Raw genomic sequence first — 25030 nt, 5'->3', positions numbered from 1 at the left:
ACCTGTGGGAGCGGGCGTGCCCGCGAAGGGCTGCAAAGCAGCCCCAGTCAAGGTTTCAGAAGGTAGCCTTGACCTGCAGGCCAACCACCAGCGCGTTGTCGATGTCCTTCCCGGAGAACGCGCCCGGCTCGATGATGTACTGCACATCCGGGCGCAGGTTCAGCCATGGCGTGGCCTGGTAGCCATAGCTCAGCTCGACCAGCTGCTCGCCGCTGTCGATATCGGGGAACTGCTGCCCGGCATCGAACGCGGCATCTTCCAGCACGTCGCGGCTACGCGGGTTGGGTACGGCACGGCCATAGCCCAGGGCCACAGTATCCTTCGGGCGGCCTGCGAACGGCTTGTACAGCACCACGCCGGCGCCATACCACTTGGTGAATGGCGAGGCGGCCTTGCTCGACGCCGAGTACTGGCCGAAGGCATGCAGGCTGCGGCCCGGCAAGCCCTGGTCGTTCCACACGGCCTGGTCGACTAGCAGATAGTGGCCGCCACGGCCGGACACTTCCTCGTCGCTGCCGATGCGCTTCACGTCGGAGCTGTCGTAGTAGTAGCCCAGTTTGTACTCGCCAGGCAGCTCGCCCTGCAGCTTGTAGACCAGCTCTACCGGTACCACGGTGCCGGTGGTGTGCTTGGGGCCCAGGTGCCAGGCGCGGCTGGAGTTGCCGTTGCTTTCCGGGTCGACGTTGAACGCCGCCACACGCAGTTGCCAGGATGGCGACAGGTCGTACTTCACCCGTACGCCCAGGTGGGCATTGGGGTAATTGGTCCAGCCACTGCCGCCAGACATGTTCAGCGGGTGGCCGCAGAAGCCGGCGTTCATGAAGTTGCACAGGATGCCACTGTCCAGGCCGCCGAGGTCGTTGCCCATGGCCATGTAGCCGAGCTTGACGTTGAGTGCCGGGGTGAACAGGGTGCGCTCGTAGCTCAGTTCGGTCAGGCGGGTGTACAGGCCACCGAAGTTTTCCTGGATCGGCAGGCGGTTGCCCACCAGGTCTTCCGAGGCGCTGTTGCCGCGGCGGTCGTTGATGGTCAGCTGGACCTTGCCGCCGTTGTCCAGGCCATACAGTTTCGACAGGTCGAACTGCACGCCCAGTTTCAGGTTTTGCGAGTAGCGCGCCGAGCGGTGCAGGCCACCGTGGGCGTTGTAGGCGGTTTCGCCGCTGTAGTCGCCGGTGAACCTGATGCCGTCTTCTTCCAGCTGGTGACGCAGGCCGCCCCAGTCACCGGTCAGGGTGCTGCGGGTCATCAGGTCGCCGTCGGCCAGGGCGGTGCTGCTGGCGAGAGCCAGCAGCAGGGTGGGGGTGATGCGAATTGCGGATGGCATTGCTGAATCTCAGGTTGTTTTTCAGGGCCTCATCGCCGGCAAGCCAGCTCCCACAGGATGATCACTGCCCAAGCGGACGGTGCAGTCCCTGTGGGAGCGGGCGTGCCCGCGAAGAAGGCGACGCGGTCTTACGGCAGAGCGTAAGAAATCACGTAGTCGCCACGGTCAGTCGACTGGCGCGCGCCGCCAGCCGTGACCACCACGTACTGCTTGCCGGTTTTCGGCGAAACGTAGGTCATCGGGCCGCCCTGGCTGCCCACTGGCAGGCGAGCCTTCCAGATTTCGTTGCCGTTGCTGCTGTCGTAGGCGCGCAGGTAGAAGTCCTGGGTGCCGGCGATGAACACCAGGCCGCCCTGGGTGGACAGGGTGCCGCCGAGGGTCGGCAGGCCGATCTTGATCGGCAAGTGCATGCGGATGCCGAGCGGGCCGGTGTCCTCGACGGTACCCACAGGTACCTGCCACGCCACCTGGCGGGTCTTCATGTCGATGGCGGTCAGGGTGCCGAATGGCGGCGCCTGGCACGGAATGCCGGCCACCGACAGGAAGCGGTTCTTGTTCACTGCATACGGGGTGCCCTTGAGCGGTACTGCACCCATGCCGGTATTCAGCGCTTCGCCACCGGAAGCGGCACCGCCCTTGTTCTGCGACGGGATCATCTGGATCCACAGGCCCAGGCGCATGTCGTTGACGAAGATGAAACCATGTACCGGGTCGGTGGAAATGCTGCCCCAGTTCATGCCGCCCAGCGAACCCGGGAAGCTCAGCGACAGGTCGGTGCCCGGCGCGGTGTACAGGCCGTCGTAGCGCATTTTCTTGAAGTCGATGCGGCACAGCAGCTGGTCGTACGGGGTTGCGCCCCACATGTCCGATTCGGTCAGGGTCTGCGCGCCGATCTGCGGCATGCCCACCGACTTCGGCTGGGTTGGCGAGTACGGCTCGTTGGGGATGTTGCTTGGCTTGACCGGTACTTCGTCGACCTGGGTCAGCGGCTTGCCGGTGGCGCGGTCGAGCACGTAGATCTGGCCGGCCTTGGTGCCGATTACCACTGCAGGTACCGACTGGCCGTCGTCCTTGGTGAAATCGATCAGGCTCGGCTGCATCGGCAGGTCGAAGTCCCACAGGTCGTTGTGCACGGTCTGGAACACCCACTTCTGGTTGCCGGTGGTGGCGTCCAGCGCCAGTACCGAAGCGCCATAGGTGTGGTCCAGCTTGCTGCGTTCGACACCGTAGATGTCGGTGGACGACGAGCCCATCGGCAGGAACACGGTATTCATCGCCGGGTCGTAGGACATCGGGGCCCAGCTGTTGGGGGTGCTGCGCACATAGGTGCTGTCGCCCTGCGGCGCCTGGCGATCTTCCGGGTTGCCGGGGTCGAAGGCCCAGCGCATTTCACCCGTGATCACGTCGAAACCACGGATCACGCCGCCTGGCATGTCGGTCTGGACGTTGTCGGCGACGCGGCCGCCGACCACCACGGTGGTACCGGCCATCAGTGGGGCCGAGGACAGCTGGTAGTAGGAGTCCGGCACATCGCCCAGGCCGGCCTTGAGGTCGACCTGGCCGTTGTTGCCGAAGCCCTGGCAGAACTCGCCGGTGTCGGCGTCGACGGCAATCAGGCGGCCATCGATGGTGTTGGTCAGCAGGCGACGCTGGCAGTTGGCACCGGCCGGTACGCTGGCCGCAGTGATTGGCGAGCTGTTCGGCTGGGTCGGCTGGGCGATGGCGGCAGTGGCGTCGAAGTAGGCCATGCCACGGCAACGCTGCCAGACCTTGGACTGGGCGTTGATCGCGTTCTTCCACAGCTCTTTGCCGGTGTCGGCATCAAGGGCGATCAGGTTGTTGTGCGGGGTGCAGATGAACACCTTGTTGCCGACCTGCAGCGGGGTCAGCTGGTCTTCGGCGCCGTTGCCGTCGCTGAGCGCCACGTCACCGGTGCGGTAGGTCCAGGCCACTTTCAGCTTGTTGACGTTGTCGCGGTTGATCTGGTCCAGCGCGGCGAAGCGGCTGCCACCTTCGGTGTTGCCGTAGTGAGCCCAGTCCTTCTGCGCCTTGCCGGCCTCGACCGGGGTCATGCCCGGGCCTTTGCCGGTGGGGGCGACGCTTGGGTGGGCGACGAACATGTTGCCGGCGGCGATCACCAGCAGCACGGCCATAACCCCGGCAACGCCATAGGCACCGCGGCCGGCGCTGGTGCCATTGGCACGGGCCAGCAGCGGGTAGACCAGTGCCACCACCATGCCGATTGCGCCGAACATGAACAGGCGCGAGAACAGCGGCCAGAACACCAGGCCTGCGTCGATCAGCGCCCAGATGGCAGTGCCGACCAGGAACGCCGCGTACAGCCAGGCGCCAGCCGGCTTGCGGCGAGCGATGAGAACGCCGGCGATGGCCATGGCCAGGCCGCCGATCAGGAAGTACCAGGAACCGCCCAGGCCGGCCAGCTTGACGCCGCCCGCAGCCAGGAGGAGGCCGAGCAGGGCGATGATCACGCCCAGGCCGACCAGGATGATGTTTGTGGCGCCAGAGGCGCGCGGTGTTTCTTTCATGCCAGGGATCTCAGCAGGTGGAATGCGCGCAGTGTAATCTCTTAGCTTGCTAATTAACAAGTTGGTACATAATTTTGTGGGGCGGATTGTCGCAGGGTTGAACTCTGCAAGGTGTGGCTAAAAGTCTAGATCATGGGCTTAAAATTGGAGTAAACAGGGTGTTCATGTCGGCTGGGTAACCCACGTTCGATTTTCGATTAGCGGATTCACGCCGGCCACGGAGTGCCGCTGCTGTAGAACACCGCGAGCCAGATGGTGGCGGTGCCGGGGGCGGTCCACTCCACGCGGTGGCGGTAATGCGGCGGGATGTCCAGGCAATCGCCCGGCGCCAGCAGGCGGGTGTGGCTCTCGTGCTCGAAGCGCAGGCCGGCGGCGCCACTGAGCAGCACGATCCATTCGCCTTCGGCCTGGTCGTACCAGAAACCGGGCGGGCTGGCCTGGCCGCTGGAGACGATACGTTCCACGCGCACGCCCGGGCGGCTGAGCAGTTGGTCGACCCATTCGGCGCTGGTGGGGTCGCAAGGGGGCAGGGCAGTCAGCAGGTTGGTCGGGATCATGGAAAACCTCGTTTGGAAGGGGGTGGTTCCACTATGGACGCAATTGCCGTGCGCCGCGCTTCTTGACCGGCCCGGCTGTTTGTAAGACCTTTCCGGGATTTGGAAGACGGGCAACAAATGGACAAACTCCTGGCGATGAAGATGTTCGTGGCCACCGTCGATGCCCAGGGCTTTTCTGCCGCTGCACGGCGGCTCGGGCTGGCGACATCGTCGGTGACGCGCCTGGTCGATGCCCTGGAAGCGGCGTTGGGCGCCACCTTGCTCAACCGCTCCACGCGCCAGGTCAGCCTGACCGAGGCCGGCGCCCGTTATTACGAGCGCGCGCGGGGTATTTTCGAGGCCCTGGACGAGGCCGATGCCAGTGTCGCCGACCGGGGCGAGGAGCCCGTCGGTGTGCTGCGCCTGTGCTTGCCGGTGGAGTTCGGCAGGCGGGTCATCGCCCCGCACCTGGGGCCGTTTTTGGCGCAACATCCGGCTCTGGAGCTGGACATCGACCTCAGCGACCGCCTGGATGACCTGCTTGACGGGCGCTACGACCTGTCGATCCGCCTGGGCGACCCCTCGCCCAATGACGAGCTGGTATGCCGCCAGCTGGGTCGCTTCCAGCGTTGGCTGGTGGCCAGCCCGGGCTACCTGGCCGGGCATGACGCGCTGGAGCATCCGCGGCAGCTGCTCGAGCACGCCTGCCTGCGCTTTCGCTACGGGCAGAAAGGCCGCCCCTGGCGCCTGGCCCGTGGGCAGGACAGTCTGGAACTGGATGTGAGCGGGCCGTTGCGCAGTGCCAATGCCGACATGCTGCGCGAAACCGCACTGGCGGGCAGCGGTATCGCGCTGTTGGCCGACTGGCTGGTGCGTGAGGATGTGGCGGCCGGGCGCCTGCAACGGCTGTTTCCCGATTGGCAGGCCAGCCCCGGCGCGGCCAATGACAGCATCAACGCCCTGTACCTGCCCAATCATCGTGGTTCGCGGCGGGTGAATGCCTTTATCGACTTTTGCGAAAACTTGTTACAGCGCAGCACCTAGTGTTGCGCAGTGCGCAAAGCCCTGTTGCGCCAGCGCTGGATTCTCGCCAGGAGTGCGTCTGGGTAAGGTGGCCGGCATATTCCAGCCATTGCCGAGGACACTCGCATGAATCCCTCCCTTGCCGCCGCGCAGCCTGCAGTCACCGGCCTCAGCCGGGCCCTGGTCGCCCTGCTGGCGTTCTGCTGCGGCGCGATCGTCGCCAATATCTACTATGCCCAGCCCATCGTCGGGCTGATCGCCCCGGACCTGGGGTTGTCCACCGAGCATGCCAGCCTCATCGTTTCGCTCACGCAGCTGGGCTATGCCTTGGGCCTGCTGTTGCTGGTACCGCTGGCCGACCTGTTGGAAAACCGCCGCTTGATGGTGGCTACCGCCGTGCTGGCCTGCGTCAGCCTGCTGCTGGCGGGCACCAGCAGCAGCGGCCAGGGCCAGCTGTTCCTCGGCTATGCACTGCTGATCGGTTTCAGTTCCGTGGCGGTGCAGATGCTCATTCCGCTGGCGGCGCACCTGGCGCCGGAGCAGCAGCGTGGGCGGGTGGTCGGCAACATCATGGGCGGCCTGCTGCTGGGTATCCTGCTGGCGCGGCCGTTGTCCAGCCTGGTGGCCGACTACTTCGGCTGGCGGGCGGTATTCATTGGCGCTGCCGGGGTGATGCTGGCGATCATCCTGCTGCTGGCCCTGACCTTGCCGCGGCGGGTGCCCGAGCACAAGGCCAGCTATGCCGGGCTGATGCTGTCGCTGCTCACGCTGCTGCGCCGTTATCCCTTGCTGCGCCAGCGCTCGCTGTACCAGGCGCTGATGTTCGCGGCGTTCAGCCTGTACTGGACGGCGGTGCCGATGGCCCTGGCAATCGAGCATGGCCTGTCGCAGAGCCAGATCGCGGTATTCGCCCTGGTGGGCGCGGTAGGCGCCGTCGCCGCACCCATGGCCGGCCGCCTGGCCGATGCCGGGCATGCCCGGGCCGGTTCGCTGTTGGCGTTGTTACTGGCACCGGCGGCACTGTTGCTGGGGCTGACGGTGCCGGGCTACAGCGTGATCGGCCTGGGCCTGACCGGCGTGCTGCTGGATTTTGCGGTGCAGATGAACATGGTCATCGGCCAGCGTGAAGTGTACGCGCTGGACCCGGCCAGCCGCGGGCGGCTGAACGCGGTGTACATGACCAGCATCTTCCTGGGTGGGGCGCTGGGTTCGGCGGTGGCCAGTGCGGTGTTCAGCCAGTTTGGCTGGCAGGGTGTGGCGCTGGTGGGGGCGGGGTTGCCGGGCGTGGCCTTGATCATCTTCCTGACCAAAGCGCGCCGGGGTTGAATGCGAGCCCACAGGTTGTCGCGATCCCTGTACGATCGCGACAGCCTTTGCGTAGTGCTACCGCCCAAGCGGCAACGCCACACCAATCAAGGCAAACAGGCTGCCGCAGCAGCGATTGAAGCCCTTGCCCCCCTTGGCCAGCCATGGCCGGATACGAAACGCCAGGCGTGCCAACAGGTATTCGACCAGGAACTCGACGCTGGCAAAGGTTGCCGCCATCACCACGAACTGCAGCAGCAACCCACGCTGCGGGTCGATGAACTGCGGCAGGAAAGCGCCGTAGAACAGCAGCACCTTGGGGTTGGCCATGGCCGACAGCAGGCCCTGGCGGAACAGGCCGGCATTGCCCAGCCGCGCGCTTTGCGCGGTCAGTTCCAGGTGCAGGCCCGGGCTGCGCCACAGCTGGATACCCAGCCAGATCAGATAGGCGCCACCCGCCCACTTGAGCACGCTCAGCACCGAGGCCGAGGCCTGCAGCAATGCGCTGAGGCCGAACATGGCCAGGGCGATCAGGGCGCTGAAGCCAAACACCCCGCCGACGATGGTGAACAACGTCCGGCGTGCGCCATACAGGGCGCCGTGGGTCAGGGCCAGCAGGCTGTTGGGGCCTGGGGTCAGCGACAGGCCGATGCTCGCCAGCAGGTAGATGAGCCAGGTGTCGAGTGCCATGGTGGGGAATGCCTTGTTGATGGAGAGGGCGCCAGTCTATGGCGCCGATCTTGTCGGGCAAGGGTATGATCCGGACATTGAATGGTCGTTTCTGGACGCGATGCCAATGCTGCCCGACATCCGCTTGCTGATCTTGCCGTTACCGGATTTTGCCCTGCTGCCGTTCGGCGCCTTTCTCGACAAGTTGCGTTTCAGCGCCGACGACGAGGACTACAGCCAGCAGCGCTACTGCAGCTGGACCGTGGCAGGGCTGACCCTCGACCCGGTGCCTTCGAGCAGTGGCGCGGTGGTGCAGGTCGAGGCCGTCGCTGGCCAGCTCGAGCTGGCCAGTTTCGACTACCTGGTGGTGTTCGGCGGGCGCAACGCGATGGCCACTGCCGCGCTGGCACCTCGCTACCGGGCCTTGCTCAGGCAGGCCGGCAAGGCTGGCGTCAAGCTGGTGGCGGTCGACAACGGTGCTTTCCTGTTGGCCGCCTGCGGTTTGCTGCAGGGGCACAAGGTAGTGGTGCACTGGCGCCACGAAGCCGAATTCCGTGCAGCCTTCCCGCATTTGCAGGTACTGAGTGAGCAACTGTATTGCATCGACGGTAGCCGCATCACCTGCGCCGGCGGCACCGCGGCCATCGACCTGGCCGTCGCGCTGTTGTCACGCGCCTGCGGGAGGGCCAGGGCGCTGAAGGGCCTGGCCGACATGCTGGTGGATGAAACCCGCGATAGCCGCCATGCCTTGCGCTCGTTGGAGCTGGGGGCCGGGCAGGGGCGGCAGGTGCAGCGTGCGCAGGCATTGATGCGTCATCACCTGGGTACGCCGTTGACCGCGGAGCAGTTGGCGGCTGAGCTGGGCATCAGCCGGCGCCAGCTGGACCGGCAGTTTCACGCCAGCCATGGCATGAGCGCCAAGGCATGGTGGCTGGAGATGCGCCTGCAACAGGCGCGCTGGCGTTTGCTCAATTCCAGCCACAGCCTGGCGCAGATTGCCGATGAAGTGGGCCTGGGCGATGCCAGTTACCTGGGCAAGTGCGTGCGGCGACGGTTTGGTTGCACGGCCCAAGCGTTGCGTGACGGCAATATCTCGCCCTGAAGCCCGGCGCGCACTCTGTAGGAGCGGCCTTGTGTCGCGAAGGGCCGCAAAGCGGCCCCGGCAATTTTGTGGCGATGCCGATATCCTGGGGGCGCTTCGCACCCCTTTCGCGACACAAGGCCGCTCCTACATAAAGCGCGTCAGCCGGGCTTACTGCGGCGTCCCGAACAACCCTGTCCAGTAAATCCCCGCATCACTCTTCGGGTCCACTGCATACGCAGCGCCCAGCTCACGGAAGTCCGGGTTCATCAGCGTCGCGCAATGCCCCGGGCTATCCAGCCAGCCATCGACCACCTTGCGCGCGGTGTCACGCCCGGCGGCGATGTTTTCGCCGATCTGCTGGTACAGGTAACCGGCCAACTCTGCCCGGTCCCCAGGGGTGCGGCCATCCTTGTCGATGTGGTCGAAGAAATTCTGGTTGGCCATGGCCCGGGTGTGATTGGCGGCAACCCCGGCCAGCACCGTGCTCCAGCTCAGTGCGGGGGCGGCGGCGAAGGGCTGGCCACCGCATTGGCGCGGCACCTTGCGCGCGGCGTTGATCTCCTGCAGCACCTTCTGCCCCTCGGCCTGCCAGTCGCCCAGGCGGCCACTGAGCAGCGGCCGGGCAAGCACGATGCGCCAGTCGCGGCCTTCCTGGCTGACGCCGATATCGACGAACTGCGGGTCCAGCACCACCTGGCAGAAGCTCTCTTCGATGGCATGCATGGCAGCGCGCGCATCACGTGGCCCCGACAGGCTGATGGCCTGCACGTTGACCATCGGGTAGGCGGCGCGGGTCATGGCCTGCTGCAGGTCGCGGGTACCCTCTGGCGACAGCGCCAGGCGGTTATCGCTGTTGAGCGGCGGCAGTTCCAACGACGCTTCGCCACCGCAGGGCTGGGCCTTGCTGCGGTAGACATTGATCGAATCGATCAGTTGCGCTTCTTCGCCGGTGGCAGCCATGGCCCCGGCCGAGACGAGCAGGCCCAGCGACAAGGCGGCAACGGATGACAGGACGCGCATGTGGATCTCCCTATGACTGGCAGCGTCGGGGTTCGCGCTGCTCATCCTACACAAGCCCGGGGCTTTTGGCCCGGGCTCGTGCAAAGCAATGAGAACGCCAACATTCGTTGCTGGCGGCAAAAGAGGGAGTAGACCACTGTTCATCCGAAAAGTGCGAATAGTTGGTAATCATTCCTATCTAATCACGCCTGTCTGCCGGTTTGCTGGCGCCCGGCGGCTATCAGCGCGCCACCGCCTGGTTCGGTTTGTAGAACAGAAAATGCCTGGTCTGCGCCGTCCGGCGGTAGGCTTTGGCCCAGTCCGGGTGCACATTGCGGTCATGGAAGTACAAGGCACCCCCGGTGCGGTCTCTCAATTGCTGGTTGAGCGCCTTGCGCGCGATCTCCTTGGCAATGTCGTAGCGTTGCGCTTCTTCGACCTGGTCCGGGCGCCCGTCGCACCACCAGGAGAACTGGCAGGCCTTGCTTTCCACCCCCTGCTTGACCACGCCGCAGATGGTATCCGGGAAGCCATCGTGGCCCAGGCGGTTGAGCACGACGTTGGCCACGGCGGCCATGTCTTCGGCGTCGGCACCCTTGGCCTCCCAGTAAATGGTGCGGGCCAGGCAGGTGATGCTGTCATCCAGCGGCGCCTGGCCGGCCGGGTCCACTGCTTGCGCTTCGCCGGGTGTGAGGGTCTCGGCCTTTTTCGGGGGTGGTGTGTCATTCACCACTTTTTCCTCGAGTACCTCGGCCTTGTCCTCGGCGACGGTAGCCTTGGCCGGGTCGGCCGCGTGCAAGGGGCCTGCGAGCAGGGCCGAAACCAGGCCGATCACCATCCACGAAAGGCGCATGATGCAAGCTCCCGAACTGTGGGCTGGTTCACAGTCTAGCCAAGCGCAAGCATCAGCACCAAAGGCAGGGTGGCGGCAGCCAACACGGTCTGCAGGGCGATGATGGTGGCCATCAGCGGTGCGTTACCGCCCATTTGCCGGGCCATTACATAGGAAGATGATGCGGTCGGCAGTGCCTGGAACAGCACCGCCACCACCGCTGCCTGGCCACCCAGGCCAAGCAGGCGGCACAAGCCCCAGGTGGTCAACGGCATGACCAGGAACTTGAATGCCGACGCCGCCATCAGCGGGCGCACCTGCTGGCCCAGGCGGGCGCCACCCAGGGCTGCGCCGACGCACAGCAGGCCCAGCGGCAGGGCGGCCTGGCCCAGGGCCTTGACCGTGGGTTCGATACCCGCTGGCAAGCCCAGCCCACTGGCGCGCAGCAGCAACCCGCCGGCGCAACCGACGATCAAGGGGTTGGCGAAGATGGCCCGCAGCACCGTGGCCGGTGAGCTATGGCGGGCGCTGAAGCGGGCGAACACCAGCACGCAAAGCAGGTTGACCAGTGGCACGATGGCGGCGTTGGCCACCGCTGCCAGGGCAATGCCGGCGCTGCCGTAGATACCCGCTGCAAGGGTGGCGCCGATGTAGTTGTTGAAGCGGATGCCGCCCTGGAACACCGAGGTGAAGTCGGCACCGTCGTGGTTCATGGCGCCCTGGTACAGCACCAGCAGCACGGCCCCGGCCAGGGTCGAGAGCATCAGCACGCCAACCATGCCCAGCACCGGTACGCCATCGAGGTTGGCGGTGGCCAGGCCATGGAGGAACAGCGACGGCAGCAGTACGTAATAGCTCAGGCGCTCGGCGCCGGGCCAGAAGTTATCGGCGAGAAAGCCGCGCAGGCGCAGGAAAGTGCCCAGGGCAATCAGCAGGATGATCGGCAGCAGGGTAGTCAGCAGCAGGTGGAGCATGATCGACGTTCCGTGGTCGGGTACGGGGCACAGACTACGGGTGCGGATCGATCTGTAAAAACGTTGTTTTCTGCACTGACCGTTGAGAAAAAATGCATGGTTGAAGTCGATACTGGCTCTTGTAGGAGCGGCCTTGTGTCGCGAAAGGGGAGCGAAGCGCCCCCAGGATATCGGCATCGCCACAAAATTGCCGGGGCCGCTTTGCGGCCCTTTCGCGACACAAGGCCGCTCCTACAAGGCCCTGCGAACCTTCACGCCTCCAGCGCAGTCTTCAGCACCGCGCTCAAATGCCGCCGCTGGCTCTTCTCATGCTCCAGCAACACCACGCGCCGGGTCAGCTGTGGTTCGCCAAATGGCAGGCAGGTAGCCGGTGGCAAGCGTTGCAGGTCGTCATCGGCCATGGGGATGATTGCCACGCCCAGGCCCATCACCGCCATGCGCGCCAGCGCTTCCTGGCTGTCCAGTTCCATCTGCTCGCTCACCTGCAGATGCTGGCGGCGCAGCTCCTGCTCGATCTGCCGCCCGGCCCAGGCACGCTTGTCGAAGCGCAGGAACGGCTGGCTGGCCAGCAACTGCGGCACGCTTAGCCCGGCCAGGTCGGGGCTGGCGATCGCCCAGAAGCGGTCTTCGAACAACGGCGTGAAGTCCAGGCTTTGCGGGTAGGGGCTGACCGGCTCGGTGGTGATCGCCGCATCGAGTTCGCCGTCTTCCACCCGCCGTGCCAGTTCTGCCGACATGCCGGAGGCCACGCTGACATGCAGCTGCGGATGGTGCGCCTTGATCCACACCAGCGCCTTGGGCAGGCGCCGCGCCAGCACCGTGTGGATCGCCCCCAGGCGCAGGCGGCCGCGCAGGCTCGGGCCGCTGGCCAGGGCGTCGGCCAGTTCGTCATAGCTAGCCCGGATGGTCTCGGCGCGGGCCACCGCCAACTGGCCGGCTTCGGTCAGCGACACCTGCCTGCGGCTGCGGTCGAACAAGGTCACCTGCAGTTCGTCTTCGAGGGTCTTGATGTGCAGGCTTACCGCCGAAGGGGTGAGGCTGAGCAGGTCGGCGGCACGGGCGAAGGTGCCGTGGCGGGCGATGGTCACCAGGGTGCGCAAGGCTTTGAGGGACATGCGGGTGAGGTCCGGTTTCAAGCTGACAGAGCTGCATTGTCAGGCCCGGCCCTATCGCCGGCAAGCCAGCTCCCACAGGTTTGGCGCGAGGCTCAGAAAATGCGCGGTTCCTGTGGGAGCGGGCAAGCCCGCGAACACCGGCGTAGCCGGTGCCATACACCGCGTTGGGCCATTCGCGGGCACGCCCGCTCCCACAGGGAATCGCCTTGTGCTGCGAAAGGCTGGTAGCGGCAATACTCCTCAACGCCCACCACGCCCATAAGCCTGGCTGATCCGGTCGATCACCATGGCCAGGGCGACGATCGCCAGCCCGGCCTCGACGCCTTGGCCGACATTCAGGGTCTGGATCCCCGACAGCACGTCCTCGCCCAGCCCGCGGGCGCCAATCATCGAAGCCACCACCACCATCGACAGGGCCATCATCACCGACTGGTTGAGCCCGGCCATGATGCTCGGCAGCGCCAGCGGCAGGGCGATGCGCCGCAACCGCTGCCAGCGGCTGGCGCCAAGACCATGGGCGGCTTGCAGCAGCGAAGGGTCGATCTGGCTCAGGCCCAGTTCGGTCAGCCGCACCAGCGGTGGCAGGGCATAGATCAGTGTGGCGAACACGGCGGGCACCTTGCCCAGGCCGAACAGCATCAGCACCGGGATCAGGTAAACGAAGGCCGGCAATGTCTGCATCACATCCAGTACCGGCAACAGCAAGCGCTTCGCCAGCGGCCGGGCAGCCAGCAGGATGCCCAGCGGCACGCCCACCAGCACGCAGAGGCCGGTACTGACCAGCACCAACGCCATGGTCTGCAGCAGTTTGTCCCACAACCCGAGCATGCCGATCAGGGCCAGCAGCGCCACCAGTACCGCGCTGCGCAGCACGCTGCGGCTGGCATGCCAGGCAAGCAGGCCGATCAGCAACAGCAGCAGCCACCACGGCAGCAGGCGCAGCAGGGTTTCCAGGCCGACCAGCAGTTGCAGCAACTGGTCCGAGACGCTGCGCAGGTGATCGCCGTAATGCAGTACCAGCCAGTCGACCAGGCGGTTGACGCTGTCGGCAAAGGAGAATTGCAGGGCCTCGGGGAAGCCGCCGCTCACAGGCTGGCCTCGACCTTGGTGGCAATGTCCGCAGGCAACCAGGCTTTCCACACCTCGCGGTTATCGCGCAGGAAGGTGAGGGCCGCGTCGCGGGGCGGCGTTCGCTTTTCGCTCATGTCGGCCAGTGCCTTGTTCAGTCGGTCGATGGGCAGATCGACCCGCTCGAACACGCTCACCAGCTCCGGGTAGCCCTCGCGAAAGGCCTTGGATACGCCAATCGACAACTTGGCCGGCAGCGAGCTGCTGCCCTTGGGCTCGGGGTTGCCGGCATCGGTGAGGGTGGCCCAGGCCTGGGCATCGAACGGCGGCTCTTGCAGGCGTATGAGCTTGTAACGCCCCATCAAAGGGGTCGGGTTCCAGTAGTAGAACAGCACCGGCTGGCCACGGCGGATGGCCGAGCCGATTTCGGCATCCATTGCAGCCCCGGAGCCACTGCGGAAGTTGGTATAGAGATCATTCAGCCCGTAGGCCTTGAGTTTCTGGCTGTTGACGGTTTCGGATGTCCACCCGCTGGGGCTATTCAGAAAGCGCCCTTTACCGGGGGACTCGGGGTCGCGGAACACATGCGGGTAACGTTTCAGGTCCTCGACGCTGCGCAATTCCGGCGCCACGGCTTTCAGCTTGCGCGCGTCATCGCCCTCGATCACGTAGGCCGGTACCCACCAGCCTTCTTCGGCGTTCTTGACCGTGTCGCCCAAGGCGAACACCTGGCCGGCCTGTTCTGCCTTGACCCAGGCAGGGCTGCGCCCGGCCCATTCCTCGGCGATTACTTGCAGGTCGTTGCGTGCGAGCGCCACTTCCATGCTGACCGTACTGCCGGGCAGGGTGTCGGTGGGGTAGCCATACCCGCGCTCGACGATCAGGCGCAGGATCTCGGTGGTGAGTGCGCCGCTTTCCCAGCCGATGGCACCAAAGCGGATGGGCGTGGTGCGTTCTGCGGAGGCGGCGCTGTCGGTGCTGGCCAGGCCGACGGCGAGCAGCAGGCCGGCCAGCAGCGTCGGAATCTTTTTCATGGGGCCTCTTGGAGTGACGCTACTGAGTTGCCGCAAGTGTAGACGACCGGCTCCAGGCCCGGCAGGAAGGCCGCTGCACGCGATTGGCAGCGGCCTGCAAGCGACTCAGACGCGGAACTGGTCCATCAGCGCCTGTTGCTGGTTGGCCAGGCTGTTCAGCGACTGGCTTACCCGCGCCGACTCGTTGGCCTGCCCCGACAGCGATTCGGTGACATCACGGATGGTCGCCACGTTGCTGTTGATCTCCTCGGCCACTGCGCTCTGCTCCTCGGCGGCCGAGGCGATCTGCAGGTTCATGTCGGTGATCACCGTCACTGCCTGGCCGATGCGCTGCAGCGCGGTGACTGCCTGGCCAACCTGCTGCACGCCGCTCTGGGCCTGGCGGTGGCTGTTGTCCATGGCCCCGACCACTTCGCGGGTGCCGTTCTGCAAGGCCTCGATCACCTGGCGGGTTTCTTCCACCGATTCCTGGGTACGCTGGGCCAGGTTGCGCACCTCGTCCGCGACCACGGCAAAGCCACGGCCGGCTTCACCGGCGCGGGCCGCCTCGATGGCGGCGTTGAGCGCCAGCAAGTTGGTCTGTTCGGCGATCGAGCGGATCACCTCCAGCACCGAACCGATCTTCTCGCTGTTCTGCGCCAGGCCCTCCACTTCGCTCATGGCGTTGCTCATGTCGGCGGCCAGGGCATCGATGCTGTGGGTGGTGCGGTCGATCACCGCCAGGCCTTCGCGGGTGGCCTGGTCGGCATCGCGGGCGGCCTGCGCGGCCTGGGCGGCGCTGCGGGCGACGTCCTGGGCGGTGGCACTCATCTCGTGCGAGGCAGTGGCCACCTGGTCGACCTGGCGGTACTGCTGCTCCATGCCGGCGCTGGTCTGGGTGGCAATTGCCGAAGACTGGTCGGCGGTGCCACGGGCGGCCTGCACCGAGCGTTTGACCTCGGCGATGGTCGGCTGCAGCTTGTCGAGGAAGCGGTTGAACCAGCCGGCCAGTTCGCCCAGTTCGTCCTGCTTCTGGTAGGTCAGGCGGCGGGTCAGGTCACCTTCGCCGCTGGCAATGTCCTTGAGCATGCTTGCCACGCCGAGGATCGGCCGGGTAACGCCGCGGGCCATCAGCCACACCATCAGCAGGCCGGCGATCGCCGCCGCCAGGCCCAGGCCAAGTTCCAGCAGGGTGCCGCTGGTGTTCAGCGCGTCCAGTTCCTGTTTCAGCGCTTCGGCCGGCCCGGTCAGGGCGTTTTCCGGCACATCCAGCAGCACGCCCCAGGGCTGGGCATCCGGAATCGGCTGGAAGGCGGCCAGCACCTTCAGGCGCTGCTGGTCGTGCACGATGGTCATCTTGCCGTCGGCCAGCTTGCGCACCAGTTCGGCACCCTTGGCGGTGTCGACCTGGTCGAAGCGCTGGGCCAGCTTGCTGGCATCGGCGCTGTAGCCGGCCAGCAGGCCGACCGGGCTGAGGATGCCGACCGTGGTGCGGCCTTCGTACAGGCTGCGGCTGGCCTCCTGGCTCAGGGCCTGCAGGCTGTTGAGGTTGATGTCGATGGACAGGGTGGCGATCACCTTGCCGTCGACTGCCAGCGGGAAGACGATGCTGGTCATCAGCACCTGCTGGCCATCGATGTCGTAGAAGTAGGGCTCCACCACGCACACCTTGCCGGATGTGCGCGGGCACACCCACCAGGTATTGGCTGGCTGGCCGCTGGGGCCGATCTCGGTGTTGGCCATGTCATGTTCGGGCAGGGCCATGGCCGTCAGCTGGCCGACACGCGGCTGCGACCAGTACAGGGCGAAGCGCCCGGTTTCGTTGCTGCCCAGTTCTGCCTTGCCGGCGAACAGGCTGTCCTTGTTGTCCAGGGCGTTGGGCTCGAATACCAGCGACAGGCCGAGCAGTTCAGGGTTGGCCTGCAGGGCGGCGCGCACCTGGCGGGTCATGTCCTCGCGCAGGTCGAAGGCATCGAGAAAGCGCTTTTCCGCCTGCTCGCGCAGGAACAGCACCTGGCGGGCGAAACCGGCGCCGTACTGGTAGGCGTCCATGAACTGGCGGCGGATGTTCAGCGCCTGCACCTCGCCCTGCGACTCGATGCGCGACTGGGCCGATTCGGTCAGCATCTGCATGCTGCTGGCCTTGACCAGGTCCGAGCTGTGGTCCATGCGATACAGCGACAGGCCGACGAGCAGGGTGACGATGCCGGCCAGGCAGAGACCGGCGAGCAGGGTGATCTTCCACTGGATGGAAAGTTGTCGCAAAGGCATGGGGCGTATCCCTTTTTTTGGACAGTAAGGGTTATGGCTTTGGGGCTGGGCGGGGTTGAGAGGTGCCTGGCTGGAGATGTGTGTCGTCTGTGAGATCGAGCGCCGCCCGCGCGGCGCTTCGCAGCACAAGGCTGCTCCTACATCTGTTTCGGGCCAGTAACGCTTGCGCCAGCGCGTGCGACCGCCTTGTTTGTCCGACACGATATCGAGATGGACGCCAAGGGGCCGAGCGCCTCCACCTCAGGAATAACTGGCCCGAAACAGATGTAGGAGCAGCCTTGTGCTGCGAAGCGCCGCGCGGGCGGCGCTCGATATCACAGGCGACAGAAATCTCCAGCCAGGCATCTCCCAGCCTTCCCACCATATCGGCCCATCCCATTTTTTCTTTATTCAAACATTCAATTTAAATTTCAGCCCTCCGTGTAATCCGCCGCAACATGGCGCTTTTGACATCTGCTGCCCACTGCTTCACAGTGCGCGCTTTTTTTCTGTCGCAATGAGGTAAGCCAACCATGAATGCAGTGATCGCCGCGGTCGGCATCATGCTGATACTCAGCCTGTCCCGCGTGCACGTGGTCATCGCCCTGATCGTCGGGGCCCTGGCCGGTGGGCTGGTGGGGGGGCTGGGCATCGAAGGTACGCTCAAGGCCTTCAACGGCGGCCTCGGCGGCGGGGCCACGGTAGCCCTGTCCTATGCACTGCTGGGCGCGTTTGCCGTGGCCATCGCCAAGTCCGGCCTGGCCCATGCCTTGGCCGACCGCGCCCTGGCCATGATCGACCGCCAGGGCCATGCCAGTGGCGGCAAGGTCAAATGGTTGCTGGTGGGCCTGATGCTGGTGGTGGCAGTGTCGTCGCAGAACATCCTGCCTATCCACATCGCCTTCATTCCCTTGCTGGTGCCACCGCTGCTGTACGTGCTGACCCGCCTGCGCATCGACCGCCGGCTGATCGCCTGCGTGATCACCTTTGGCCTGATCACCCCGTACATGTTCCTGCCGGTGGGCTTTGGCAACATCTTCCTCAATGAAATCCTGCTGGCCAACGTCGCCCGCGCGGGTGTCGACGTGAGTGGCGTGAATGTCACCCACGCCATGGCCATCCCGGCCGCTGGCATGCTGGCTGGCCTGTTGCTGGCGGTATTCGTCAGCTACCGCAAGAAGCGTGACTACGACCTGGCGCGCATCGAGCAGGTGGAGCAGGTGAGCGTGCAGTACAACCCGCTGACCCTGCTGGTGGCCGGGCTGGCGATTGCCTCGGCGTTCATCGTCCAGTTGTGGCTGGACTCGATGATCATCGGCGCCATGGTCGGCTTCCTGATCTTCTCGCTGTCGGGCATCGTGCGCTGGAAGGACACTGACGACCTGTTCACCGAAGGCATGAAGATGATGGCCATGATCGGCTTCATCATGATTGCCGCCTCAGGCTTTGCCGACGTGATGAAGGCCACCGGTGAGGTGAACAGCCTGGTGGAAACCTCGGCGCAGTGGATCGACCACAGCAAGGGCGTCGGTGCCTTGCTGATGCTGCTGGTGGGCCTGCTGGTGACCATGGGCATCGGCTCGTCGTTCTCCACCGTGCCGATCCTGGCCGCGATCTTCGTGCCGCTGTGCGTGCAGCTGGGCTTCGACCCGCTGGCCACCGTTTGCATCGTGGGTACCGCCGGTGCCCTGGGCGACGCGGGCTCGCCTGCCTCGGACTCGACCCTGGGCCCGACCTCGGGGTTGAACGTGGATGGCCAGCACCACCATATCTGGGACACCGTGGTGCCTACCTTCATCCACTACAACCTGCCATTGCTGGCGTTCGGCTGGTTGGCGGCGATGACGCTGTAAGACGGGGAGGGCGTCAGCCCTTGTCGGGCGGCGGCGAGATGCGGTTGAGCACGGTGCTGCCGTCCTTGCTGCGGGTCAGGTAGACCGGCAGCACCTTGGGCAGGTTGTTGACCAGGCGCCCCACCTCACGGGTGTTGTAGATACCGCTGATGCGGATGCGGCCAGTGCTGGCGTCGGCCAGCAGCAGCGGTGCGTCGAGGTAGCGGTTGATTATCGGCAGGGCCTGTTCCAGGCTCAGGTTGTCGAGCACCAGCTTGCCGTCGCGCCAGGCCAGGCTGTTGCCGTAGTCCTCGCTTTGCTCCAGTTGCGGCTCGAAGTCGCCCTTGTGATAGCTGGCCTGCATACCAGGGCCCAGGCGGTAGCCACCGGTGCTGCCGTCGCTGGATACCAGTACCGAACCTTCCACCAGGGTGACCTTGACCTGGTCCTGGTACTTCCACACGTTGAACTGGGTGCCGGTGACGCGGGTCTGGCCACGACCGGCATGCACGATGAACGGGTGGCTGCTGTCGTGCTGCACCTTGAAGAACGCCTCGCCACGTTTGAGCGTGACCTGGCGCTGGTCCTTGTAGTTGAGGTAGGTGAGCTCGGTGTTGAGGTTGAGCTGCACCGTGCTGCCGTCGCTCAGCTGCACGGTCTGCATGTGCGCGCCAGCTTCGAAGTGCTGGTAGCGATTGGGCAGCCAGCCTTGTTCCCAGCCCACCCAGCCGGCCAGCGGCAGCACTGCCAGGGCGATCGCGGCGGCGGATGCCAGCGGCCGCCAGTTGCGCTGGCGCGCGGCCTTTTGCAGCGGCGGGTTGAAGTCGATGACGGTGGCATTGCGCGGCAGCAGGTCTGCGGTTTGCCAGATTTCCAGCATTGCCTGGTATTCCTCGGCATGCCGCGGGTCGGCCGCCAGCCAGCGGGCGAACGCCTCGCGCTCGGCCACCGAGCAATCTTCGGCGTGCAGGCGCATGCACCAGTGCGCGGCGGCGTCGGTGATGGCATCGTCTGGGCTGGGATTGAGGCGGTCGTGGTTCATTGCGGCTCCGGGTTTTGCGCATTCTACCCTTGCTGGAGGGCTCCCGAGAACCGAGGTAATGGCGAATGACTATCAGTTGTGCCGGTTTTCGTCGGATTGGTGATGGTTTTTCAGCGTTTGAGAACCCTTCGCGCAGGTAAATTCAGGCTGAAATCGTTGGGGCTGCCTTGCAGCCCATCGCGACACAAGGCCGCTCCTATGTATGGACTCGCCCACACTGTCTAGCTGCTTTTGAACATAGGAACCCGGTTGCATCTATGTATCAGGCCTGTTCGAGGAAGCTTTTTGCTTCTGGCCGACATCGTGGTGAGCTCGCAGCGTGCCGTTTACATTGAGGCCACTGCATCGGGCCTGTAGGAGCGGAGGCATCAGTCTGCGACGGTCTTACCAGGGGTCAATGTTCACTAGCAGGGGTTGGAGCGCTTAGCGCCCCGGTGGCATTACTCGGTTGGTCAGAGGCTCATGGCAGCCTCCGGGTTGCTGTTCGGTTTGTGTTGATAAACCTGGTCGTTCTGTAACAGGGCCCAGATAATGCGCAGATTTCGATTAGCCAGTCTGATCGCCGCTTCCTTGCGCCCAAGGCGGGATAGCCAGCGCAAGAGGCGGCGATCGTCTGGCTGATCGGAATCAGGCCTTAGCTGACTCAAGACAGCATGTGCGCCCTGGATCATCAGGCTACGTATGTAGCCGTCACCTCGCTTGCTCATCCTGCCCAATCTGACTTTGTTTCCACTGCTGTGCTGATCGGGCACGATACCGAAGAAGGCGGAATACATTCGGCCACTGGCGAAGCGGCTGGGCTCGGTCTGTTTCGCCACGATCGCCGTGGCGATGATAGGGCCTACGCCACGAATGGTGACCAGTCGCTGTGCGACTTTATCCTCCCGGGCTGTCGCTTCGAGCCGTCTACTGAGCCCCGCAATGCGTTCACCCAGAGACAGCCAGTCCGTCAACAGCTCATCGAGCAACTCACGCAATAGGTCGGGCAAAGGTAAAGAGGCATCCTCAAGAGACCGCGGCACATGCTTACCAATCGCAGCGTCGCCCTGTGGCATGGATACGCCATGCTCAAGCAGCAAACCACGTATCTGGTTACCCAGCGCGGTATGCCGCTTGATGTTGCCGCGGCGGATACGGTGCAGTGCTTGAATAGCCAGTGCTGTGGTGCTCTTGATCGATATCGAGGCAATACTGGTATCGCGACCGGCGCGCAAAATGGCATGGGTGTCGTTACGGTCGTTCTTCGCGCCGCTGCGGTGTTCGGCGACTCGTTGCGCAGGCAGGATGCGAACCGCATTACCTTTGGCCTGCAGCAGCCTTGCCCAGGCTTGTGCACCTGGGCCGCACTCCATCAAGACGGTCACTGTCGCTGGCAACCTGAGCAGGAAATCATGAAAGGCCTGACGGGATTTGATGCGATCTTCGTAGATCACCCGACCGGTAGCATCCTCGCCTGCTAACTGAAAGACCTGCTTGGCCAGGTCTACACAGATGGTTGTGCAAAGCTCCACATCAGTGGACGACAGGGAACCTTGCTTGGAACTATGCTTTTTCATGGTCTCGCCCTCGCTGCCGTTGGCTTCTTAGAACGCCACCGTGGCACTGTGATGCCTCGGCGGGGGCGAGTCCATCGATTACATGGAATCGCGTTCCCCTGTAGGAGCGGCCTTGTGTCGCGATGGGGCGCAAAGCGCCCCCATGGTCTCTCAGAACTGCGCCGCCTCCAAACCATAAAGGCTGCCACTACCCGCCCGGATACTGGCCTCCAGCCCCAACCCGCGCGGCAAGACCCGCTGGAAGAAGAACTCCGCACACGCAAGCTTGGCCCCATGAAACGCGGCATCCTCGTCACGCTTGGCCAACGCCACCGCCGCCATACGCGCCCACATGTAGGCATACGCAGTCAGCCCGAACAGCTGCAGGTATTCCACCGCCACCGCGCTGACCAGGTTGGCATCCTCGCCGGCACGCGCCCGCAGCCAGGCGCTGGTCGCCTCCAGCCGCGCCAGGCTCGCTTGCAGGGCTTCACGGTGCAGCGGCGCATCCACGCTGAAGGCCCGCACCTCGGCGGCAAAGCCGGCCAGCGCCTGGCCACCGTCGGCCAGCACCTTGCGCCCGAGCAGGTCGAGGGCCTGTATGCCGTTGGTGCCTTCATAGATCTGCGCGATGCGCACATCGCGCACACGCTGCTCCTGGCCCCATTCGCGAATGTAGCCATGGCCGCCATACACCTGCTGGCCGAGCACACAGCTTTCCAGGCCGTTGTCGGTGAAGAACGCCTTGGCCACCGGCGTCAGCAGCGCCACCAGGCGCTGCGCATGTTCGCGCTCGCCGGCGTCTTCGGCGTAGCGCGCCAGGTCCAGCTGCTGGCCGACGTAGGCGGCAAACGCCCGGCCACCTTCGGTGAGGGTGCGCATGGTCAGCAACATGCGCCGCACATCGCCATGGTGGATGATCGGGTCGGCAACCTTGTCCTGTGCCTGCGGGCCGCTGGCGGCGCGGCTTTGCAGGCGCTCGTTGGCGTAGCGGGCGGCGCTCTGGTAGGACGCCTCGGCACAGCCGATGCCCTGGATGCCGATGGACAGGCGCTCGTAGTTCATCATGGTGAACATCGCCGCCAGGCCCTTGTTCGGCTCGCCGACCAGGTAGCCGACGGCACCATCGAAGTTCATCACACAGGTGGCCGAGGCCTTGATGCCCATCTTGTGTTCGATCGAGCCGCAATGGGCGGCGTTGCGCGCCCCCAGGCGGCCATCGGCCTCGACCAGGTACTTGGGCACCAGGAACAGCGAGATGCCCTTGGCGCCGGTGGGCGCATCCGGCAGTTTGGCCAGCACCAGGTGGACGATGTTCTCGGTCAGGTCCTGTTCGCCGCCGGTGATGAAGATCTTGCTGCCGCTGATGCGATAGCTGCCGTCGGCCTGGGGCTCGGCGCGGCTGCGGATCAGCCCAAGGTCGGTGCCGGCATGGGGTTCGGTGAGGCACATGGTGCCAGCCCAGCGGCCTTCGTACAGGGGCGGCAGGTAGGTGGCCTTGAGTGTTTCGCTGGCGTGGGCATCGATCGCCAGGCAGCTGCCGGCGCTCAATGCCGAATACAGGCTGAAGCTGCAGTCGGCGGCGTAGAGCATTTCTTCGAACAGCACACCGAGCATTTTCGGCATGCCCATGCCGCCATGTTCAGGATTGCCGCCCAGGCCGACCCAACCGCCTTCACGGTAGGTGTGCCAGGCCTCGCGGAAGCCGTCGGGTGTAGTGACTTCACCAGCGGTGAAGCGCACGCCTTGCTCGTCACCGTTGCGGCTGAGCGGGGCAATCAGCTGGCCGGTGACTTTGGCTGCTTCCTCGAGGATGGCATCGGCGGTATCGGCGTCGATGCGCTCGGCCAGGGCGGGCAGGCGGGCCCACAGGGCCGGGGCGTTGAACACGTCATGCAGGACGAAGCGCATGTCGCGCAGGGGGGCGGAGTAGGTAGTCATCGGGGGCTCTTGGAATAATGGAAACATGGGCTGGCCTCTTCGCGGGCATGCCCGCTCCCACAGGTAAAGCACAGGGTGCGAGGCCGGTGCGGTCCCTGTGGGAGCGGGCATGCCCGCGAAGAGGCCACCACTGGATCAGAGGGCTTTGGCCCGGTCGCGCAGCACGTACTTCTGGATCTTGCCGGTGGAGGTCTTGGGCAGTTCGCCGAACACCACGGTCTTCGGCACCTTGAACCCGGCCAGGTGCTCGCGGCACCAGCTGGTGATGTCGGCTTCGCGGGTGTCTTCGCGGCCCGGCTTGAGGGCAATGAATGCGCACGGGGTTTCCCCCCACTTTTCATCCGGGCGCGCCACCACCGCGGCTTCCAGTACCGCCGGGTGCTTGTACAGGGCGTCCTCGACCTCGATGGTGGAAATGTTCTCGCCACCGGAAATGATGATGTCCTTGAGCCGGTCCTTGATCTCGACATAGCCGTCGGTATGCCACACGGCCAGGTCACCGGTATGGAACCAGCCGCCCCGGAAGGCTTCGGCGGTAGCCTCGGGGTTCTTCAGGTAGCCCTTCATCACCGTGTTGCCCCGCATGAAGATCTCGCCCAGGGTGTTGCCGTCGCGCGGTACCGGCTCGAGGGTTTGCGGGTCGGCGACCATCAGGCCGTCGAGGGTCGGGTAGCGCACGCCCTGGCGGGACTTGATCCGTGCCCGCTCTTCCAGCGACAGTTCATCCCATTCGTCATGCCAGGCACACACGGTCACCGGGCCGTAGACTTCGGTCAGGCCGTAGGTGTGGGTGACCTGGATGCCCATCTCTTCCACTGCGCCGATGACCTTTGCAGGTGGCGCGGCGCCGGCGACCATGGCCTGCACCGGGTGCTCGATGGCCGCCTTGGCTGCCTCGGGCATGTTGACCAGGGCGTTGAGCACGATCGGCGCGCCGCACAGGTGGCTGACCCGGTGCTCGCGGATCAGGGTCAGGATCTTCTGCGGGTCGACCCGGCGCAGGAACACATGGGTGCCGGCCAGCGCGGTGATGGTCCATGGGTAGCACCAGCCATTGCAGTGGAACATCGGCAGGGTCCACAGGTACACCGGGCGATGGCCCATGCCCCAGACCATCTGGTTGCCCAGGGCGTTCAGGTAAGCGCCACGGTGGTGGTAGACCACGCCCTTGGGGTTGCCGGTGGTGCCGGAGGTGTAGTTGAGCGAGATCGCCTGCCACTCGTCATCGGGCCATTCCCAGGCAAAGTCCGGGTCGCCTTCGGCGAGGAACGCTTCATAATCCAGTTCGCTGACCGCACGGCCTTCGCCGTACTCCGGGTCATCCACATCCACCACCAATGGCGGGTGCTCGAGCAAGGCCAGGGCAGCCTCGATGACCGTGTGGAACTCGCGGTCGGTGATCAGTACCTTGGCCTCGCCATGCTGCAGCATGAAGGCGATGGCCTCGGCGTCCAGGCGTACGTTCAGGGTATTGAGCACGGCGCCGGTCATGGGCACGCCAAAATGGGCTTCGAGCATGGCCGGAATGTTGGGCAACATCACCGCTACGGTGTCGCCACGGCCGATACCCCGGCCCACCAGGGCGCTGGCCAGGCGCCGACAGCGTTGGTAGGTCTGCTGCCAGTTACGGCGGATGGCACCGTGGATCACCGCCGGATAATCGCCATATACGGCAGCGGTGCGTTCGATGAAACTCAGCGGGGTGAGGGCGACATGGTTGACGGCAGCGGGCATCAGGCCCTGGGCATAGATCGACATGCGGTAATCCTGTAGAGGAGGCAGGCACAACCTGTGCGCTTGACCCCCGGTGGCTGATTGTTAGCTCTGTTCAGGGTGCAGGGAGGCGGACGGTGGGCCGCTCCCCTTGTCGCAGTTTTACGCGAGTCGCTATGGTATTAGGAATATCGACTATAGCAATATAGTAAAACTACTATAACAACGA

At 65.0% G+C, this 25030-nt stretch carries 19 protein-coding genes and 1 pseudogene; 4 read left to right on the top strand and 16 right to left on the bottom strand.

The features are described from left to right. Window positions 1-55: 55 nt before the first annotated feature. The 3 genes from AC2T3R_RS15020 to AC2T3R_RS15010 form a co-directional block, all read right to left on the bottom strand. Window positions 56-1324 (bottom strand): carbohydrate porin, encoded by a 1269-nt coding sequence (locus AC2T3R_RS15020; RefSeq protein ID WP_486743856.1) that lies wholly within the window; start codon window positions 1322-1324, stop codon window positions 56-58. 128 nt (window positions 1325-1452) lie between these two features. Then, on the bottom strand, window positions 1453-3870 hold the full coding sequence (locus AC2T3R_RS15015) for a glucose/quinate/shikimate family membrane-bound PQQ-dependent dehydrogenase (RefSeq protein WP_024087275.1): 2418 nt from the start codon (window positions 3868-3870) through the stop codon (window positions 1453-1455). Window positions 3871-4076: 206 nt separating this feature from the next. Beyond that, a complete protein-coding gene (locus AC2T3R_RS15010) occupies window positions 4077-4427 on the bottom strand; it encodes a cupin domain-containing protein (protein ID WP_046615410.1) in 351 nt (116 codons plus the stop codon). 117 nt (window positions 4428-4544) lie between these two features. On the opposite strand from AC2T3R_RS15010, the gene AC2T3R_RS15005 reads away from it, so the two are divergent. Together AC2T3R_RS15005 and AC2T3R_RS15000 are read left to right on the top strand one after the other, a co-directional pair. Further along, window positions 4545-5450 carry a LysR family transcriptional regulator gene (locus AC2T3R_RS15005; protein WP_085617015.1) on the top strand — a complete coding sequence of 302 codons (906 nt, stop codon included), beginning with the start codon at window positions 4545-4547 and terminating at the stop codon, window positions 5448-5450. A gap of 105 nt (window positions 5451-5555) precedes the next feature. Then, a complete protein-coding gene (locus AC2T3R_RS15000; RefSeq protein WP_486743855.1) occupies window positions 5556-6755 on the top strand; it encodes an MFS transporter in 1200 nt (399 codons plus the stop codon). A 57-nt stretch (window positions 6756-6812) separates the two neighbouring features. Here the strand turns inward: AC2T3R_RS15000 and AC2T3R_RS14995 are convergent, their stop codons facing one another. Further along, window positions 6813-7424, bottom strand: coding sequence for a LysE family translocator (locus AC2T3R_RS14995; protein WP_486743854.1), 612 nt, complete (start codon window positions 7422-7424; stop codon window positions 6813-6815). Window positions 7425-7530: 106 nt separating this feature from the next. Between AC2T3R_RS14995 and AC2T3R_RS14990 the strand changes: the two genes are divergently transcribed. Beyond that, the gene (locus AC2T3R_RS14990) at window positions 7531-8505 is read left to right on the top strand and encodes a GlxA family transcriptional regulator (protein ID WP_486743853.1); all 975 of its coding nucleotides are present in this window, start codon (window positions 7531-7533) and stop codon (window positions 8503-8505) included. A 150-nt stretch (window positions 8506-8655) separates the two neighbouring features. Here the strand turns inward: AC2T3R_RS14990 and AC2T3R_RS14985 are convergent, their stop codons facing one another. The 8 genes and pseudogenes from AC2T3R_RS14985 to AC2T3R_RS14950 form a co-directional block, all read right to left on the bottom strand. Then, window positions 8656-9507, bottom strand: coding sequence for a CAP domain-containing protein (locus AC2T3R_RS14985; RefSeq protein ID WP_486743852.1), 852 nt, complete (start codon window positions 9505-9507; stop codon window positions 8656-8658). A 220-nt stretch (window positions 9508-9727) separates the two neighbouring features. Further along, complete coding sequence (locus tag AC2T3R_RS14980) at window positions 9728-10339, bottom strand: cell wall hydrolase (protein WP_486743851.1); 612 nt, start codon at window positions 10337-10339, stop codon at window positions 9728-9730. Window positions 10340-10374: 35 nt separating this feature from the next. Beyond that, window positions 10375-11292 carry an AEC family transporter gene (locus AC2T3R_RS14975; protein WP_013972955.1) on the bottom strand — a complete coding sequence of 306 codons (918 nt, stop codon included), beginning with the start codon at window positions 11290-11292 and terminating at the stop codon, window positions 10375-10377. A 251-nt stretch (window positions 11293-11543) separates the two neighbouring features. After that, complete coding sequence (locus AC2T3R_RS14970) at window positions 11544-12407, bottom strand: LysR family transcriptional regulator (RefSeq protein WP_486743850.1); 864 nt, start codon at window positions 12405-12407, stop codon at window positions 11544-11546. A 240-nt stretch (window positions 12408-12647) separates the two neighbouring features. Then, window positions 12648-13496 (bottom strand): ABC transporter permease, encoded by an 849-nt coding sequence (locus tag AC2T3R_RS14965; protein ID WP_013972953.1) that lies wholly within the window; start codon window positions 13494-13496, stop codon window positions 12648-12650. Beyond that, complete coding sequence (locus AC2T3R_RS14960; RefSeq protein WP_486743849.1) at window positions 13493-14509, bottom strand: ABC transporter substrate-binding protein; 1017 nt, start codon at window positions 14507-14509, stop codon at window positions 13493-13495. Before AC2T3R_RS14960 ends, AC2T3R_RS14965 begins: the two co-directional genes overlap by 4 nt. 105 nt (window positions 14510-14614) lie before the next feature. After that, window positions 14615-15370, bottom strand: coding sequence for a methyl-accepting chemotaxis protein (locus AC2T3R_RS14955; protein WP_371034575.1), 756 nt, complete (start codon window positions 15368-15370; stop codon window positions 14615-14617). 102 nt (window positions 15371-15472) lie between these two features. Further along, window positions 15473-16438: pseudogene (locus tag AC2T3R_RS14950) on the bottom strand (methyl-accepting chemotaxis protein); the annotation flags it as partial. Window positions 16439-17271: 833 nt separating this feature from the next. On the opposite strand from AC2T3R_RS14950, the gene AC2T3R_RS14945 reads away from it, so the two are divergent. After that, window positions 17272-18591, top strand: coding sequence for a Na+/H+ antiporter family protein (locus AC2T3R_RS14945; protein ID WP_013972950.1), 1320 nt, complete (start codon window positions 17272-17274; stop codon window positions 18589-18591). A 13-nt stretch (window positions 18592-18604) separates the two neighbouring features. Here the strand turns inward: AC2T3R_RS14945 and AC2T3R_RS14940 are convergent, their stop codons facing one another. From AC2T3R_RS14940 to AC2T3R_RS14925, 4 genes are all read right to left on the bottom strand, one after another. Beyond that, window positions 18605-19612, bottom strand: coding sequence for a FecR family protein (locus tag AC2T3R_RS14940; RefSeq protein WP_085720667.1), 1008 nt, complete (start codon window positions 19610-19612; stop codon window positions 18605-18607). A gap of 452 nt (window positions 19613-20064) precedes the next feature. Continuing rightward, the gene (locus tag AC2T3R_RS14935; protein ID WP_085665802.1) at window positions 20065-21123 is read right to left on the bottom strand and encodes an IS110 family RNA-guided transposase; all 1059 of its coding nucleotides are present in this window, start codon (window positions 21121-21123) and stop codon (window positions 20065-20067) included. 195 nt (window positions 21124-21318) lie between these two features. Then, window positions 21319-23088: an acyl-CoA dehydrogenase C-terminal domain-containing protein gene (locus AC2T3R_RS14930; RefSeq protein ID WP_015270662.1), complete on the bottom strand. Its 1770-nt coding sequence runs from the start codon at window positions 23086-23088 to the stop codon at window positions 21319-21321. Window positions 23089-23223: 135 nt separating this feature from the next. Continuing rightward, window positions 23224-24846 (bottom strand): acyl-CoA synthetase, encoded by a 1623-nt coding sequence (locus AC2T3R_RS14925; RefSeq protein WP_015270661.1) that lies wholly within the window; start codon window positions 24844-24846, stop codon window positions 23224-23226. Window positions 24847-25030: the final 184 nt, after the last annotated feature.

Source organism: Pseudomonas sp. PVC-5-1 (genome assembly GCF_057444345.1).
Note: the sequence above shows the minus strand (reverse complement) of the source record. Positions and strands in the feature narration are given on the sequence as shown.

Bases quoted from the DNA above. Each gene is read 5' to 3' on its own strand.
- AC2T3R_RS15020 (WP_486743856.1), bottom strand. From the start codon at position 1,324: ATGCCATCCGCAATTCGCATCACCCCCACCCTGCTGCTGGCTCTCGCC.
- AC2T3R_RS15015 (WP_024087275.1), bottom strand. From the start codon at position 3,870: ATGAAAGAAACACCGCGCGCCTCTGGCGCCACAAACATCATCCTGGTC.
- AC2T3R_RS15010 (WP_046615410.1), bottom strand. From the start codon at position 4,427: ATGATCCCGACCAACCTGCTGACTGCCCTGCCCCCTTGCGACCCCACC.
- AC2T3R_RS15005 (WP_085617015.1), top strand. From the start codon at position 4,545: ATGGACAAACTCCTGGCGATGAAGATGTTCGTGGCCACCGTCGATGCC.
- AC2T3R_RS15000 (WP_486743855.1), top strand. From the start codon at position 5,556: ATGAATCCCTCCCTTGCCGCCGCGCAGCCTGCAGTCACCGGCCTCAGC.
- AC2T3R_RS14995 (WP_486743854.1), bottom strand. From the start codon at position 7,424: ATGGCACTCGACACCTGGCTCATCTACCTGCTGGCGAGCATCGGCCTG.
- AC2T3R_RS14990 (WP_486743853.1), top strand. From the start codon at position 7,531: ATGCTGCCCGACATCCGCTTGCTGATCTTGCCGTTACCGGATTTTGCC.
- AC2T3R_RS14985 (WP_486743852.1), bottom strand. From the start codon at position 9,507: ATGCGCGTCCTGTCATCCGTTGCCGCCTTGTCGCTGGGCCTGCTCGTC.
- AC2T3R_RS14980 (WP_486743851.1), bottom strand. From the start codon at position 10,339: ATGCGCCTTTCGTGGATGGTGATCGGCCTGGTTTCGGCCCTGCTCGCA.
- AC2T3R_RS14975 (WP_013972955.1), bottom strand. From the start codon at position 11,292: ATGCTCCACCTGCTGCTGACTACCCTGCTGCCGATCATCCTGCTGATT.
- AC2T3R_RS14970 (WP_486743850.1), bottom strand. From the start codon at position 12,407: ATGTCCCTCAAAGCCTTGCGCACCCTGGTGACCATCGCCCGCCACGGC.
- AC2T3R_RS14960 (WP_486743849.1), bottom strand. From the start codon at position 14,509: ATGAAAAAGATTCCGACGCTGCTGGCCGGCCTGCTGCTCGCCGTCGGC.
- AC2T3R_RS14955 (WP_371034575.1), bottom strand. From the start codon at position 15,370: ATGGAGCAGCAGTACCGCCAGGTCGACCAGGTGGCCACTGCCTCGCAC.
- AC2T3R_RS14945 (WP_013972950.1), top strand. From the start codon at position 17,272: ATGAATGCAGTGATCGCCGCGGTCGGCATCATGCTGATACTCAGCCTG.
- AC2T3R_RS14940 (WP_085720667.1), bottom strand. From the start codon at position 19,612: ATGAACCACGACCGCCTCAATCCCAGCCCAGACGATGCCATCACCGAC.
- AC2T3R_RS14930 (WP_015270662.1), bottom strand. From the start codon at position 23,088: ATGACTACCTACTCCGCCCCCCTGCGCGACATGCGCTTCGTCCTGCAT.
- AC2T3R_RS14925 (WP_015270661.1), bottom strand. From the start codon at position 24,846: ATGTCGATCTATGCCCAGGGCCTGATGCCCGCTGCCGTCAACCATGTC.